The sequence below is a fragment of the Pasteurella multocida genome (assembly GCF_900187275.1).
Lineage (GTDB): Bacteria > Pseudomonadota > Gammaproteobacteria > Enterobacterales > Pasteurellaceae > Pasteurella > Pasteurella multocida.
This window is the reverse complement of the sequence record NZ_LT906458.1, coordinates 1,151,550-1,166,373: the sequence shown is the minus strand read 5'-3', so window position 1 is coordinate 1,166,373 and position 14,824 is coordinate 1,151,550. Positions and strand designations below refer to the sequence as shown.

Genomic DNA, 14,824 nt, shown 5'->3' with positions numbered 1-14,824 from the left:
GCACTTATTCCTTATATTCACAAAATGAAGTGGGGGTTTCCCATAAGCGGATCGCCGATACCGGTAAATGTGCCTCATATTTCAAACAATTAAACATAAAGCGCGCCATTTCTTCGGCGGTAGTACGCGTGGGTAGTGCAAACGTTTTTGAATCCAGTGATTGCAATAAATGAGCCACTTTCGATTCTTTTTCACTGCTGCAATCATAAATAAACGCATGATCCATGGGATCTAAAATGTGCTGTTTAACGATATCTTTTAAATCGGAAAAATCAATCACCATGCCTTTTTTCGGACCGGTTTGATGTAATTCACCACAGAGCTCTACTTGTAATTTGTAAGTATGCCCATGTAAATTTTTGCATTTGCCATCATGCCCATCGAGCATATGTGCCATATCAAAACTAAATTCTTTTGCAATTTTAAACATCAATTTCCCCCTCACTTTTACTAGATAAATATTCACGCAATCCTTTCTCGCGTAATACACAACTCGGGCATTCACCGCAACCTTGTTCCACTCCCATATAACAAGTATGGGTATGTTGACGAATATAATCTAACACACCGAGTTCGTCCGCTAATTGCCAAGTTTGTGCTTTTGTGAGATACATTAAAGGGGTTTTAAGATGGAATTGGTAATCCATTGCCAGATTAAGCGTGACATTCATGGATTTAATAAACACATCACGACAATCTGGATAGCCACTAAAATCCGTTTCACAGACGCCTGTGATAATGTCTTGAATATCCTGACCTTTGGCATAGATGGCGGTATAAAGTAAAAACAGGGCATTGCGACCGTCAACGAAAGTATTCGGTGTACTGCCATGTTGCTCAATTCTTGCCTGTTCGTCCATTAAGGCATTTTGCGTAATCGCTTTAATGACGGAAGTGTCAATTAACGTTTGTTTGACGCCAAGATCTTGGGCAATCCATTTAGCTTTCTCTAATTCAATCGCGTGGCGTTGACCGTATTGGAACGTTACAACTTCCACATTTTCTATGCCATAATCTTGTATTGCTTGAAAGAGACAAGTGGTGGAATCTTGTCCACCCGAAAAGATAACGACCGCTTTACGATCGCGGTTTGGGTTGGTTAACTGCATACTATTTTCCTAGTTTTGTTTCGAACAATTGTTGGTTGTTCAAGTGGGAGGGTTACGAACCACTATGAAAAGAAACAGTAGGCTTGTTTAAACGTCGTTTTACTGCTAACTGGCTTAACCAAGACCTACTGACGACAAAAGTGCGGTCATTTATTGGATAAAATTTCCGCGAGTTCTAAATCCTGCTTCACATCAATATCCACAGAACGATAAGTTGGCATTAAGTAGAATTTGAGAGGCGGAATGAAGAAATATTTTTCTTTTAGCAATTGTGCAATGTCATTAATATAAATGGCACCATTTGCACGATACATTTTCGGTAAAGTTTGGCGTGCGGCTTCAAAATCAGCAATTTCACGTACAGGCAAAACTTCATGATCTTTGCTTAACGCAAAAGCTTTATAGGGATGATGTTCACACTCGCACGCCGACACCACAGAGTGTACTCCGCCATTGGCATACATATCCATCGCATTTTTGATATCTAAATGATCACGTAATGGGCTAGTCGGTTGTAATAGGGTACAAGTGCCTTCGCGAATATTTAAGCTCTCTAGTGCATGTAAAATAGCATCAATGGTTCTTGAATTGTCTTGGGCCAACTCAGCGGGTCTTTTCAGCGCTAATGCCCCATATTTTTCTGCTTCACGTAAGATATTATCACCATCAGAGGTTACGACAATCATATCGAAAACGTCAGCATTTTTTGCCGCTAAAATAGCACGTCCAATCAGAGAATGCCCACCCACGGGCTGCAGGTTTTTATCTGGAATCCCTTTTGAGCCGGCTCGTGCAGGAATGATCGCAATATTTGTCATAATAAGCTCCTATCTTGGATTACAACTGTTTTAAACTGTCCCAAAAGATGACTTGTGATTCGTCAATTATACCTAAACGACGCATGACCTTAACATACGGATTATTTAGCGCATCTTCTTTGCTTTTCACTTGTTTATTCGATGTGAAAATAATATGGCTAATTTTTTCTTTTGGTAAGGAGAAATACAGTGAACTTGCAACACCACCCACTTTATCAGGTAATAAGCCTGTCATCATCAATACTTCAAAGGAAATATTGGCAGGGATATTGGTGATATTTTTAGCATTGTTCAGAATGTAGTCATTAATTTCACCACCTCTAGGATGCCCTTTAAAGTAGATTTTATAATGATCACCAATAAATAAATCGCCCTCAGCTTGGGTAAAGTGATTAAGTAAATTAAGTTGTTGCTGTGCGTAGTATTCTCGCACATCGGTATTTCCTTCCCAAGTTGTCGTGCCGGTAAAGATAAATTTGGCTTGTTGCACTTCTAACGACTGCTTGACTTCGTCATTGAAGCCTACCAATGTTAAGTAGAATGCTTGCTGTTCTGGAGTCAGCTGTTGGTAAGCGGTCCAGTCCATTTTTTGATAATTTTCCGCTAAATATTCTTTTAGTGGTTGTAAAAATTCGGCTTTTTCAAAATAGTCTGTACTTAAAAAATGATATTTTACTGGGAACGCAGATTGCCAGACATAACGAGCAATAGTTGGGTTATCAAATTTTATTTTACCGGTAAGCAAATAGTGAGAAAGTTGTTTTTCTGCTTGCTTAATTTCTGCGGAAATATCTTTATTTTCTTCTTTTTCTAAATCAACATATTCCATTGAGCCATCGTCATAAAGATTTAATCGCTGAATTGATACACGATCTAAATGTTTAAAACGATATGCCAAAATCGGACGAATTAATTGAACGGAATGAGCAATATTTAAGTGTATATCTAACTCAATGTTACCAGGGTATTGATCTAAAATCGTAAAAAGTGCTTCAGTAGGACGATTATCTTTGAGTTCGACGAAATGGATATTTTGATACTGTGTAATAATGTTGTCAGGGATTTTAAAGCGAGAAAGACCAAAAATACGTGGATGTGTTTTATCTTCATTATTTTGCGTAAAGTCCATCAGCTGATTTAATGCCGGTAAGGAGGCAGGATCTAAATACAGCGTGATTGTTTTTGACCAACTCAGTGTGCTGAATAATGAAAAAATGATGAGGAAAAACAGTTTGAAATTGAGTCGACGATTTTTCATATTAAAGATCCTGTGAGAGAGGTTATCCCCAGCAGGATGCTGGGGATAGAGAGAATTATTTCTGCTTCATTGCTGGGAAGAGTATCACATCTCGAATGGAGGCCGCATTCGCGAATAGCATCGCTAAGCGGTCGATACCTAACCCTTCGCCTGCTGTTGGTGGTAAGCCATGTTCAAGAGCGGTCACGAAATCTTCGTCTTTAAACATCGCTTCATCATCCCCTGCTTCTTTCGCCGCAACTTGTGCGTCAAAGCGTTCGTTTTGATCTTCGGCATCGTTTAACTCAGAGAAACCGTTACCAATTTCACGTCCACCGATGAATAATTCAAAACGGTCAGTGACCTCTGGATTTTCATCATTACGACGCGCTAATGGCGAAATTTCGGCAGGGTGTGCCATTAAGAACGTTGGCTGAATTAAGTGATGCTCCGCCACCTCTTCAAAAATTACATTGACTAGACTGCCTAAACCCCACGATTTTTGTACTTCAATACCTAATTTTTTCGCAACGGCAACAGCACGATCAAAGTCATATAAATCCTCTTTGACGATACCTTTTTCTGCGCCGTATTTCAAAATGGCATCATGCATCGTGATACGTTCAAATGGTTTGCCAAAATCAAATTCAAGCTCACCATAAGGGACAATCGTCGTGCCTAAAATGTCCATTGCCAGTTTACGTAACAATTCTTCAGTATTATCCATTAAATCATGGTAATCCGCATAGGCTTGGTAGTATTCGAGCATGGTAAATTCTGGGTTATGGCGAACAGACACCCCTTCGTTACGGAAGTTGCGGTTTAATTCAAAGACACGTTCAAAGCCACCAACCACTAAGCGTTTTAAATAAAGCTCAGGCGCAATACGTAAATACATATCCACATCTAATGCATTATGATGTGTTACAAATGGACGTGCAGAAGCCCCACCCGGAATAATTTGTAACATCGGGGTTTCTACTTCCATAAAGCCTTTTGACAGAAAATATTCACGAATACCCGCAATCACTTTAGAACGAATAATGAAAGTACGACGTGAGTCTTCGTTTGCAATTAAATCTAAATAACGTTGACGATAGCGTGTTTCTTGATCGCTTAGACCATGGAATTTATCTGGTAATGGGCGTAATGCTTTGGTTAATAACTGCACTTCAGTACAACGTACGGTTAATTCATTGGTTTTGGTTTTAAATAAGGTGCCTTTTACGCCAATGATATCGCCTAAATCCCACTGTCCCACATCGTCAGCATAAACACCTTCTGGCAAATTATCACGTGCGATATAGAGTTGAATACGACCAGACATATCTTGCAAGGTGATAAAAGTCGCCTTACCCATTGCACGACGCGTCATAATACGTCCAGCGACTTTTACTTCGACTTCTTGTGCTTTTAATGCTTCGCCTTCAAGTGCATCGTAGTTTGCGTGTAAATCTTGTGCAAGCGCATCACGACGAAATGTATTTGGAAATGGGTTACCTTTAGCGCGCAACGCGGCTAATTTTTCACGGCGGACTAACATCTCGCCATTAAGATCAAGTTCTTGAGTTTGTTCTGACATTTTGGTTACCTAATTTTTAGTATTTTTAGTCGGGGGAAGCCCCCAGAGGATTTATAATCCGGCTTTTAAACTGGCCTCAATAAAGCGATCTAAGTCGCCATCGAGCACTGCTTGAGTATTGCGATTTTCCACACCCGTGCGTAAATCTTTAATGCGTGAATCGTCTAACACATAGGAACGGATTTGACTGCCCCAACCAATATCGGATTTGTTGTCTTCCATGGCTTGTTTATCGGCATTCTTCTTTTGCAATTCCATTTCATACAGTTTCGCTTTCAACTGTTTCATACATTGATCTTTGTTTTTATGTTGAGAGCGATCATTTTGGCATTGCACCACAATGCCACTTGGAATATGGGTAATACGCACCGCACTTTCGGTTTTATTGACGTGCTGACCACCGGCACCTGAAGCACGATAAACATCAATACGCAGATCTGCAGGATTAATGTCGATATCAATATCGTCATCAATTTCAGGATAAACGAATGCCGCACTAAATGAGGTATGACGACGATTGTTGGAGTCAAATGGACTTTTGCGTACTAAACGGTGAATGCCGGTTTCTGTGCGTAGCCAACCAAAAGCATATTCACCAGAAACTTTAATTGTGGCGGATTTAATTCCGGCAACATCCCCATCGGACACTTCCATTAATTCGGTTTTAAAGCCTTTACTTTCAGCCCAGCGTAAATACATACGCAGTAACATTTCAGTCCAATCTTGTGCTTCGGTACCACCAGAGCCCGCTTGTAAGTCAACATAGCAGTCTGCTGCATCATGTTGACCACTAAACATACGGCGAAATTCTAATTTTGCCAACTGTTGTTCTAATTCTTCGAGCTCTGCGACGGCTTCATGGAAAGTCGCTTCATCTTCGGCTTCAATTGCCAGTTCGAGTAGCCCTTCGACATCTTCTAAGCCTTGATCAAGTGTATGGATTGTATTGACGACCCCTTCTAAGGCAACCCGTTCTTTACCTAATGCTTGTGCTTTTTCTGGTTCGTTCCACACATCAGGTTGTTCGAGTTCGGCATTGACTTCTTCTAAACGTTCAACTTTCGCATCGAAGTCAAAGATACCCCCTCAACACTTGCGTGCGTTCGGTGAGGTCTGAGATTTTATTTCTGATAGGATTGATTTCAAACATAATTCAAATACGTTCAGATTTTAAAGAGAAAACAAATAGCAATTATAAGCTATTTTAGTGGCTTATGGTAGGCAATTTTTTAGGCGCTACTTGCACAAATATTGGATCTCTTTATAATTGCTCAATTCGCTATTTGTATTTTTATTGTTAACAATGGGACCAAAATGAAAAAGATCTTGAGCACACTTTTGATGTTGGGGATGTCGAGTTTGACGTTTGCCAATTCACAGCAAGTGGTAGAACAGTTGCAAAAAATGGGCTTATCTGGTGTAGAAGTGAGCGATTCGCCTGTGAAAGGCATCAAAACCGCAGTGACGGACAATGGTATTTTTTACATCACAGAGGACGCGAAATATATTCTTGATGGTAAGTTATATGCACTGTCAGAGAAAGGATTACGCGATGTGTCATCAAGCTTATTACTAGATAAATTAACGGCTTATAAAAATGAAATGGTCGTTTATCCCGCAAAAGATGAAAAACATGTGATTACCGTGTTCATGGATACTTCGTGCCATTACTGCAAAGTGTTACATAAACAAATTAAAGAATATAATGATCTCGGCATTACAGTACGTTACCTTGCTTTCCCGCGTGGTGGCGTGCAATCGAAAACAGCACGTGAAATGGAAGCGATCTTTACTGCACAAGATCCTCAGTTTGCATTAACTGAAGCGATTAATGGTAATCCACCAAAAACGTTGAAAGACGCTAATATCACCAAAAAACATTACCAGTTAGGCTTACAATTTGGTGTGAATGGTACCCCAAGTATTGTGACCGAGAAAGGCGAATTGATTGGAGGGTATTTAAAACCCGCTGATTTATTGTCGGAGTTAGCCCAGTAATCGGCTATTAAATAAGGACGCTTTCTGCGTCCTCATTTATTCTTGTCTTAGGAATGTCTTTAGTGAATAAATTAATCCAACGTCGTGCTGTTCCTTTAGGTGAGGCGGTGTCTTCTGATCCCTTACTTGATCGCCTCTATCGTGCACGGCAGATTCAACATCCTCAACAATTAGACCGCACTTTAGCTGCCCTTTTACATCCGCAACAACTGGATGGAATTGAAGCGGCGGTCACTCTCTTCGTACAAGCCTATAAGCAACAAGAAAAGATTGTAATTGTGGGCGATTTTGATGCAGATGGTGCCACTAGCACCGCCTTAGCTGTACTCGCATTACGTCAATTAGGCTTTACACAAGTGGCGTTTTTAATTCCTAATCGTTTTGAACAAGGTTATGGTTTGAGCATCGCGGTAGCAGAGCAAGCTTTAGAAAAAGATGTACAGCTATTAATGACCGTCGATAACGGGGTATCCTCAGTCGAGGGGGTGGGTTTTTTAAAAGCGCAAGGGGTCAAGGTCTTAATTACTGATCATCATTTGCCACCTACACAATTGCCCGACGCGGATGCCATTGTCAATCCTAATTTATCAAGCTGTGCTTTTCCGTCAAAAGCCTTAGCCGGTGTCGGAGTTACTTTCTATTTAATGTTAGCATTGCGCGCGAAATTTCGTGAGTTGGGGATATTTAATCAGCAAACGCAACCGAATTTCACCGACTTATTGGATCTCGTCGCCTTAGGTACTATTGCCGATGTGGTGCCCTTAGATCAAAATAATCGTATTTTAGCCTATCAAGGTTTAGCACGTATTCGCGCAGAACGTTGTCGTTGCGGTATTCGTGCGTTAGCAGAAGTGGCTAATCGAGATATGCGTCAGTTATCTACTTCGGATTTAGGTTTTTCTCTTGCACCACGTTTAAATGCGGCAGGGCGTTTAGATAATATGTCAGTCGGTGTTGAGCTTTTATTGGCTGAAGATATGGCAAGCGCGCGAGCATTGGCACTTGAATTAGATGGTTTGAATCAAACGCGTAAAGAAATTGAGCAAGGCATGAAACTTGAGGCATTAGAAATTTGCCGTCAATTGACCGCACTTCAACAAACCCTTCCGTTCGGCATTGCGCTGTATCAAGCGGACTGGCACCAAGGGGTGTTAGGGATTGTGGCTTCACGTATTAAAGATCATTTTCATCGTCCTGTGGTTGCATTTGCGCAAGAGCAAGCCGGTATTCTAAAAGGCTCAGCCCGTTCCGTTGAGGGATTACATTTACGTGATGCGTTAGAGCGCATTCATTGTTTGTATCCTGACATGATTTTAAAGTTTGGTGGGCATGCGATGGCGGCAGGCTTAACCATTCAAGAAAGCCGTTTTGCTGATTTTCAGCAGGCATTTAATCAAATTGTTGGTGATTGGCTTGATGAAGGTCAGCGACAAGGTATTGTGTGGACGGATGGTGAGCTTGATAGTGTTCAATTAAGTTTAACAACCGCGGAATGCTTGAAAGAGGCGGGACCTTGGGGGCAAGCGTTTCCAGAACCCGTATTTGACGGCGAGTTTAAAATTTTACAGCAACGTTTAGTTGGCGAAAAACATCTTAAAATGATGGTCGAACCAAAACAGGGTGGACCATTGCTCGACGCCATTGCCTTTAACGTCGATACTCGTTATTATCCTGACTTGTCGATAAAATTAGCAAAATTGGCATATAAATTAGACATTAATGAGTTTCGGGGCAATCGTCATCTTCAGTTATTAGTGGATTATATTGTACCGATAGGGACTTAACTTGACTATGTGGCGGATCGGTTTTCTCTTTCTTTTCGTATGGAGTGTTGCACAGTGTGCGCTGGCAACGCCGATCTCGGTTTCGTTGCATTCCGATAAATCCCCACTTTTTCTTGAAGGGCGTGATTACTTTTCTTATCAAGAACCGGTTTATCAGGCGAACCCCTCCGACCCCATTTTAATTCAGTTTTTTTTTGATTATGACTGTCGTGTATGTTCTTCGGCACTTGATATCTTAGAACTGTATTCGCAAATTAATTTTGATAAAGTAGTGTTAAAAGAATTACCGATTGCTGCAGAAAAAGCGCATTATTCTGCGCTGATTTTTTATGCCTTAAAAGAAATTCAAGCAGAGGATATTTCAGCGTTGTTGTTATTTGAAACCGCAGATAAACACCGTTATGGACAGCTTTCGCGTTTTCATGATTTGCGCTTATGGCTAGATGGGCAAGGGGTCAATACGGATGATTTTACCAAAGCGCTGTATTCGGTTAAGGTCGCAAAAGCCGTTGAACAGGCAGAAAAATTGACCGAAGAATATGGGGTATTTACTTTTCCTTATGTGGTGATTGATGGACGTTATGTCTTAACTGCTAGCACCTTATATAGTGATGATTACAGCTTTGCGGTGTTAGATTTTTTAGTAAGTAAATTAATGAAGGAAAAACAAAAATAATGAAAATTGGTATTGTGGGTGCGATGGCACAAGAAGTTCAAATGTTGGCAGATTTAATGCAAGATAAACGCGTTACCCAAGTCGCCAGTTGCACAATTTATGAAGGCATGATTCATGGTAAAGCAGTTGCCTTATTACAATCTGGCATTGGCAAAGTCGCCGCTGCAATCGGTGCCACTTTATTGTTAGAGATGTGCAAACCTGATTTGGTCATTAATACCGGTTCGGCAGGCGGTGTGGCGACAGGGCTTAACGTCGGGGATATTGTGATTTCTGATGAAACGGTTTACCACGATGCTGATGTGACGGCATTTGGTTATGCTAAAGGACAGTTGCCCGCTTGCCCAGCACGATTCCAATCTGACGAGAAGTTAGTACAACTGGCAGAAAAGATCGCTGTTCAACAACAGCAACAAGTTAAACGTGGTTTGATTTGTTCTGGGGACAGTTTTATTCAAGGTGGGACACCGTTAGCGCAGATTAAAGCAGATTTCCCTACGGTTATGGCCGTAGAAATGGAAGCGACAGCAATTGCTCAAGTATGTCATGCCTTCAATGTGCCTTTTGTGGTTGTCAGGGCAATTTCAGACAGTGGTGACGGTGAGGCGAGTATGTCTTTTGAGGAATTTTTGCCACTGGCGGCGAAACAATCTTCAGCAATGGTTTTGGAGATGATTGATAATTTATAGTGCAGTGATGAATCAAACATCATCGTAAAAGTGCGGTAAAAATAGAGATATTTTTGACCGCACTTTTTGATTTTAGTCGTGGCTAGGGGGATTATTCACCTGTCGCTTGGTTAATTAAGAATTGTACCAGTAAAGGAACAGGGCGACCCGTAGCTCCTTTGTTTGCGCCTTGTAACCAAGCAGTACCTGCGATATCTAAATGCGCCCAGCGATATTTATCGGTGAAGTTGGATAAAAATGCGCCAGCAGTAATGGCACCGCCCCAACGACCACCAATATTCGCTAAATCGGCAAAGTTAGATTTCAGCTGTTCTTGATATTCTTCACCAAGTGGCAAACGCCAAGCTTTATCGGTACTTTGAGCCGCGGCGAGTTCGAGATCTTTGGCTAATTTATCATCAGTAGAGATTAAACCGCTGTTATGTGCACCCAGTGCTACTACGCAAGCGCCAGTTAAGGTCGCCACATCAATCACCAGTTCAGGTTCAAAGCGTTCTACATAAGTGAGCGTATCACATAACACTAAGCGCCCTTCCGCGTCGGTATTGAGCACTTCAACCGTTAAGCCTTTCATTGTGGTTAAAATATCACCCGGTCGATAGGCATTACCGTCTGGTAAGTTTTCACAACCTGCTAACACGCCAATCACGTTTAATGGCAGTTTTAATTCAGCAATGGCATTCATGACCCCATAGACAGAAGCGGCACCGCCCATATCATATTTCATTTCATCCATGCTTTCAGCTGGCTTTAACGAGATACCACCGGCATCAAAAGTCAGTCCTTTGCCGACTAACACAATGGGCTTGGCATCTGGATTAGGATGATTACGATATTCGATAAGGGAGAGTTGTGCTTCATTGACAGAACCTTGTGAAACCGCTAAGTAAGCGTTCATGCCTAAGTCAGCCATGTCTTTTTCACCGAGTACAGTGGTTTTAATCAGGTCAGATCGTGTGGCTAACGCGTTTGCTTGTTCGGCTAAATAAACAGGATTGCAAACATTAGGTGGACAGTTCGCTACATCTTTGGCGGCGCGTACACCTAAAGCAATTGCTTTGGCATGATTAACAGCTTGTTGTGCAACATCGCCTTCCACGCTAAAAATGACATCTGTTAATGCCACATCTTGTTCGCTTTTTTTACTTTTAAATTGTTCGAACTGATAGACGCTGGTTTCGAGGGTTTCAACGCTAAAACGGATATTCCAGTAGAGATCACGATCTTTAATCTTGATATCAGACAAGTAGCTGATAACCTCTTTTGCACTGGTGGCCTTAACGGCGTTGATAGTGTCTTGAATAAGTTGTTTAAATTGTTTCTCGTTAATCTCACCTTTTTTACCAGCGCCTACCACGAAAACACGTTCTGCGCTGTAGTTAGGAACATGACGTAACACCAAAACTTGTCCAAGTTTACCTTTGATTTCGCCAGATTGAATCAATTTGCTTAAATAGCCTTGAGAAATTTCATCGATTTTTTGTGCGGATGGTGATAGTTCACCATTCTCATATAAGCCAATAATAATATTACTTTTTATGTCTAAAAGTGCGGTTGATTTTACGCGATATTCCATGTTGTCCTCACAAAGATTTTTACTGTTTTCACCTTAAAAATACGTTATCATACGAAAATTAAGCAGTCTTGAAACTAAACTATTCTATATAAATTGCAAGAAAAATATAGGCAATAATGTGATTTTAACTCGATATTTAACAAAGGAAGTGTTGAAGAGCCAGTTGGCGATCTTATTCATTTTACTTCTTATTTTCTTCTGCCAGCAATTAGTGCGTGTATTAGGCTCGGCAGCCAGTGGTAAAGTACCAGCAGATTTGGTGATGTCCTTATTAGGGCTTGGTATGCCTACCATGGCGCAATTGATGTTGCCACTATGTTTATTTATTGCGATTTTATTAACTTTTGGTCGTTTATATGCTGAGAGTGAAATCACGGTGATGCGTGCTTGTGGTGTGGGACAGAAAATCTTAGTACGTGTTGTACTTATTCTTTCTTTATTTACCGCATCAATTGCCGCGTATAATGTGTTTTGGTTGACACCTTGGGCGATTCAAAAACAAAGTGAAATTTTGGAAGGTGCAAAAGCCAATCCTACAATGGGAGCGCTTGCTTCGGGGCAGTTTATTAACACCAATAATAATGAATTTGTCTTATTTATTGACAGCATTAAAGACAATACCATTCATGATGTTTATGTTTTTCAAACGCGTGAGAGAGGCAATTTAAAACCGTCAGTACTGGTAGCGGAGAAAGGTGAGCTAAAAGCCCTGCCTAATGGGGATCAAATTCTCAAACTTGAAAATAGCCAACGTGTAGAAGGCAGCAGTGCTTTTCCTGATTTCCGTATTACGCATTTTGAAGAGTATCAAGCTTATTTAGGTTATCAAGATAAAAACAATGATGAACAGGAAACGGAAGAGTTAGGTTTTTGGGATTTGATGAAAACTCATACCCCGGCAGCTAAAGCAGAATTGAATTGGCGTTTAAGTCTGATCTTGGCGGTGCCTTTAATGGCGCTGATAGCGGTGCCATTAAGCCGAGTGAACCCTCGCCAAGGTCGTTTCGCAAAAGTATTACCCGCGTTGTTACTGTATTTAATTTATTTTCTGCTACAAAGTTCACTGAAGTCTGCTTGGGCTGCGGGTAAATTGGATGGAAGCGTATTAATGCCGTTAGTGAATATACTCTTTTTCCTATTGGGGCTTTTGTTGAATAGCTGGGGAAGCGCTTCGATGTATAAAGTGCGGTATTGGTTGAATAAGAATCTGGCGATAAAAGGATAAGCAAAAATGATGAGCACCTTAGACCGTTATTTAGGTAAAAGTATTTTAGGCGCAATTTTTGCTACCTTAATTATGCTAGTAGGGCTTTCCGGCATTATTAAGTTTGTTGAGCAGTTTCGTAGTGTCGGTAAAGGTACCTACGATATTTGGCAAGCGATTCTTTATACGGTGTTGACGATCCCAAAAGACATTGAAACCTTTTTCCCGATGGCTGCTTTATTGGGCGCGTTAATTGCGTTAGGCAACTTAGCCAGCCGTAGTGAATTGGTTGTGATGCAGGCATCTGGTTTTTCGCGTTTAAAGATCGGTTTTGCTGTGATGAAAACTGCGTTACCCCTCGTCATTCTTACGATGTTAATCGGTGAATGGGGGATTCCTCAAACCGAACAATTTGCTCGTGATATGCGTTCCAAAGCCATTTCTGGTGGCTCGTTACTCTCAGTGAAAAATGGGATTTGGGCAAAAGATGGCAATGAATTTATTTATATTAAGCGGATTACCGATGATATTGCGTTAAGTGATGTGTATATTTATCGTTTTGCTGAAAATCGCCAATTACAACAAGTTAAGCATGCTAACACAGCGACTTATCAAGAAGGGAAATGGATTTTACATCGCCTCACAGAATCCGCAATTTCGGAAAATGAAATTACGACAGTAAATCGTGTAAATGCTGAATGGCAAACCAATTTAACGCCGGATAAACTTGGTATTGCCTCACTAAGACCAACCTCCTTATCCATTTCTGGCTTATCTAACTATATTACGTTTTTACGTGAAACAGGACAGGAATCAAAGAAATTTGAATTAACTTATTGGCGTAAATTATTTCAGCCTCTCTCTGTTGGCGTGATGATGATGTTAGCGCTATCCTTTATTTTTGGTCCTTTGCGCAGTGTAACCGCGGGAGCGCGCATTGTGACAGGAATTTGTTTTGGCTTCCTGTTCTATGTGGTCAATGAAATTTTTGGACCTCTTAGTTTAGTGTACAATGTAACGCCATTAGCCGGCGCCTTAATGCCAAGTGTCTTATTTTTATTAATTACTTGGTGGTTGTTAAGCCGTAAACGTACCTAATCAAAAAATGCTGAAATCTGACCGCACTTTGCGGTTAGATTTTTGTTCTGTTTGCACTTTCATTCAATGCTTGTCATACACATCGCCTATTTCGTTCACGATACACGACAGATTTCAGCAAAATCCATTGGGGAAATCGTCCCGTATTGATTCAATATGATCATAAGGCACGCCCTTTTGAAAATAGAAGGAAGAAAACTTGCTTGCTAAGAATGAGGAAAGGAGAGAGGGAATATAATATAAGAAAGGCGGATAACATATCCGCCTTTTGTGATTTAGGGATGAATTATAAGCTAAATACAGCGAAGCAAACTAATACCGTATAAAGCACAGATAAACCATAGAAAATGACACCACTTGCCGGAATGTGGATTTTGAAGTCATGCATACCATGATGGATACGGTGCATTGCTCCCCACATTGGGAAAATTAATAACACAAGTAACAGTAATTTACCTAATGGACTGTGTAAGAAGCCTATAAGTTCAATGATATTTTTAGGATCAATTAAACCAAATGGTAGCAAGAAGCCAAGAATTAATACTAACACAGGATAGAACATGGCACTGACAGTTGTTCCTGCGCCAAATAATAACCATACAACAGGTTCATTAGAACGTTTTGGTGTATCTTTCATCTTTCTCTCCTCGCTTATACATACATAAAGACTAAAATGACGAGGCTGATAAAGGCTGTTACCGCCCACAATGCCATCGTAATGATGTTAGGATTAATTCGTTCATTCTTAACAATGATATTTAATACTTTAGGTGTCATTACATAGTAAGTCACCGTATTTAATAACATTGCACCGAGTGTGATGATATTTAAAATAATCACAATCGGGTTTTTCAAGAATGAAATGAAATTGCCAAAACTGTCTAAACTACCTAGGCTAATCACTCCATAAAGTAAGACTAAACAGAACCAAAGTGTTGGAATTGCAGTGGCTTCACGCGCAATATAAAGTTTGTAAAAATCTAACTTTTTCCACCAAGTTGGTTTCATTTCACGCACGTATTTTTTGCGTTTACTGGTTGTTGCTGTCATTTT

At 40.6% G+C, this 14,824-nt stretch carries 15 protein-coding genes; 6 read left to right on the top strand and 9 right to left on the bottom strand.

Going from position 1 to position 14,824, the window contains the following annotated elements; translation table 11 throughout:
* Positions 1 to 4 precede the first annotated feature (4 nt).
* From queD to prfB, 6 genes are all read right to left on the bottom strand, one after another.
* Positions 5 to 430, bottom strand: a complete 426-nt coding sequence (gene queD / locus CKV69_RS05350) for a 6-carboxytetrahydropterin synthase QueD (RefSeq protein WP_005723429.1) — start codon at positions 428 to 430, stop codon at positions 5 to 7.
* Complete coding sequence (gene queC, locus CKV69_RS05345) at positions 423 to 1,109, bottom strand: 7-cyano-7-deazaguanine synthase QueC (RefSeq protein WP_014326240.1); 687 nt, start codon at positions 1,107 to 1,109, stop codon at positions 423 to 425. The genes queD and queC overlap by 8 nt, the downstream gene beginning before the upstream one ends.
* Before the next feature lie 146 nt (positions 1,110 to 1,255).
* Entirely contained in the window at positions 1,256 to 1,927 is a 672-nt protein-coding gene (locus tag CKV69_RS05340; RefSeq protein WP_014326239.1) for an acylneuraminate cytidylyltransferase family protein, read from the bottom strand.
* Positions 1,928 to 1,946: 19 nt separating this feature from the next.
* Entirely contained in the window at positions 1,947 to 3,185 is a 1,239-nt protein-coding gene (locus CKV69_RS05335) for a multifunctional sialyltransferase (protein ID WP_014326238.1), read from the bottom strand.
* Positions 3,186 to 3,240: 55 nt separating this feature from the next.
* Positions 3,241 to 4,746: a lysine--tRNA ligase gene (lysS, locus tag CKV69_RS05330; RefSeq protein WP_014326237.1), complete on the bottom strand. Its 1,506-nt coding sequence runs from the start codon at positions 4,744 to 4,746 to the stop codon at positions 3,241 to 3,243.
* A 51-nt stretch (positions 4,747 to 4,797) separates the two neighbouring features.
* Positions 4,798 to 5,896, bottom strand: a protein-coding gene (prfB, locus tag CKV69_RS05325) for a peptide chain release factor 2 (protein ID WP_099771008.1) whose coding sequence is annotated in 2 segments (ribosomal slippage) — positions 4,798 to 5,820 and positions 5,822 to 5,896 — 1,098 coding nt in all. Because the reading frame shifts where the segments join, the coding sequence is not laid out codon by codon here.
* Positions 5,897 to 6,060: 164 nt separating this feature from the next.
* Between prfB and dsbC the strand changes: the two genes are divergently transcribed.
* From dsbC to mtnN, 4 genes are all read left to right on the top strand, one after another.
* Positions 6,061 to 6,744, top strand: a complete 684-nt coding sequence (gene dsbC, locus CKV69_RS05320; protein WP_005756009.1) for a bifunctional protein-disulfide isomerase/oxidoreductase DsbC — start codon at positions 6,061 to 6,063, stop codon at positions 6,742 to 6,744.
* Between the two features lie 62 nt (positions 6,745 to 6,806).
* On the top strand, positions 6,807 to 8,528 hold the full coding sequence (recJ, locus tag CKV69_RS05315; RefSeq protein WP_016504274.1) for a single-stranded-DNA-specific exonuclease RecJ: 1,722 nt from the start codon (positions 6,807 to 6,809) through the stop codon (positions 8,526 to 8,528).
* Positions 8,529 to 8,535: 7 nt separating this feature from the next.
* Positions 8,536 to 9,204 carry a thiol:disulfide interchange protein DsbA/DsbL gene (locus CKV69_RS05310; RefSeq protein WP_014326235.1) on the top strand — a complete coding sequence of 223 codons (669 nt, stop codon included), beginning with the start codon at positions 8,536 to 8,538 and terminating at the stop codon, positions 9,202 to 9,204.
* The gene (mtnN, locus tag CKV69_RS05305) at positions 9,204 to 9,893 is read left to right on the top strand and encodes a 5'-methylthioadenosine/S-adenosylhomocysteine nucleosidase (protein ID WP_010906521.1); all 690 of its coding nucleotides are present in this window, start codon (positions 9,204 to 9,206) and stop codon (positions 9,891 to 9,893) included. The genes CKV69_RS05310 and mtnN overlap by 1 nt, the downstream gene beginning before the upstream one ends.
* A gap of 91 nt (positions 9,894 to 9,984) precedes the next feature.
* On the opposite strand, the gene CKV69_RS05300 is transcribed toward mtnN, so the two are convergent.
* The gene (locus tag CKV69_RS05300) at positions 9,985 to 11,469 is read right to left on the bottom strand and encodes a leucyl aminopeptidase (protein ID WP_014326234.1); all 1,485 of its coding nucleotides are present in this window, start codon (positions 11,467 to 11,469) and stop codon (positions 9,985 to 9,987) included.
* A gap of 118 nt (positions 11,470 to 11,587) precedes the next feature.
* Here CKV69_RS05300 and lptF point away from each other — a divergent pair, with 118 nt between their 5' ends.
* On the top strand, positions 11,588 to 12,694 hold the full coding sequence (lptF, locus tag CKV69_RS05295) for an LPS export ABC transporter permease LptF (RefSeq protein WP_014326233.1): 1,107 nt from the start codon (positions 11,588 to 11,590) through the stop codon (positions 12,692 to 12,694).
* Between the two features lie 6 nt (positions 12,695 to 12,700).
* Positions 12,701 to 13,771 (top strand): LPS export ABC transporter permease LptG, encoded by a 1,071-nt coding sequence (gene lptG, locus CKV69_RS05290; protein WP_005720688.1) that lies wholly within the window; start codon positions 12,701 to 12,703, stop codon positions 13,769 to 13,771.
* 286 nt (positions 13,772 to 14,057) lie between these two features.
* On the opposite strand, the gene frdD is transcribed toward lptG, so the two are convergent.
* Together frdD and frdC are read right to left on the bottom strand one after the other, a co-directional pair.
* On the bottom strand, positions 14,058 to 14,408 hold the full coding sequence (gene frdD / locus CKV69_RS05285; RefSeq protein ID WP_005720690.1) for a fumarate reductase subunit FrdD: 351 nt from the start codon (positions 14,406 to 14,408) through the stop codon (positions 14,058 to 14,060).
* A 14-nt stretch (positions 14,409 to 14,422) separates the two neighbouring features.
* Positions 14,423 to 14,821: a fumarate reductase subunit FrdC gene (gene frdC / locus CKV69_RS05280; RefSeq protein WP_005720692.1), complete on the bottom strand. Its 399-nt coding sequence runs from the start codon at positions 14,819 to 14,821 to the stop codon at positions 14,423 to 14,425.
* Positions 14,822 to 14,824: the final 3 nt, after the last annotated feature.

Coding starts and splice junctions, on each gene's coding strand:
- queD (WP_005723429.1), bottom strand. CDS start 430: ATGTTTAAAATTGCAAAAGAATTTAGTTTTGATATGGCACATATGCTC.
- queC (WP_014326240.1), bottom strand. CDS start 1,109: ATGCAGTTAACCAACCCAAACCGCGATCGTAAAGCGGTCGTTATCTTT.
- CKV69_RS05340 (WP_014326239.1), bottom strand. CDS start 1,927: ATGACAAATATTGCGATCATTCCTGCACGAGCCGGCTCAAAAGGGATT.
- CKV69_RS05335 (WP_014326238.1), bottom strand. CDS start 3,185: ATGAAAAATCGTCGACTCAATTTCAAACTGTTTTTCCTCATCATTTTT.
- lysS (WP_014326237.1), bottom strand. CDS start 4,746: ATGTCAGAACAAACTCAAGAACTTGATCTTAATGGCGAGATGTTAGTC.
- dsbC (WP_005756009.1), top strand. CDS start 6,061: ATGAAAAAGATCTTGAGCACACTTTTGATGTTGGGGATGTCGAGTTTG.
- CKV69_RS05310 (WP_014326235.1), top strand. CDS start 8,536: ATGTGGCGGATCGGTTTTCTCTTTCTTTTCGTATGGAGTGTTGCACAG.
- mtnN (WP_010906521.1), top strand. CDS start 9,204: ATGAAAATTGGTATTGTGGGTGCGATGGCACAAGAAGTTCAAATGTTG.
- CKV69_RS05300 (WP_014326234.1), bottom strand. CDS start 11,469: ATGGAATATCGCGTAAAATCAACCGCACTTTTAGACATAAAAAGTAAT.
- lptG (WP_005720688.1), top strand. CDS start 12,701: ATGATGAGCACCTTAGACCGTTATTTAGGTAAAAGTATTTTAGGCGCA.
- frdD (WP_005720690.1), bottom strand. CDS start 14,408: ATGAAAGATACACCAAAACGTTCTAATGAACCTGTTGTATGGTTATTA.
- frdC (WP_005720692.1), bottom strand. CDS start 14,821: ATGACAGCAACAACCAGTAAACGCAAAAAATACGTGCGTGAAATGAAA.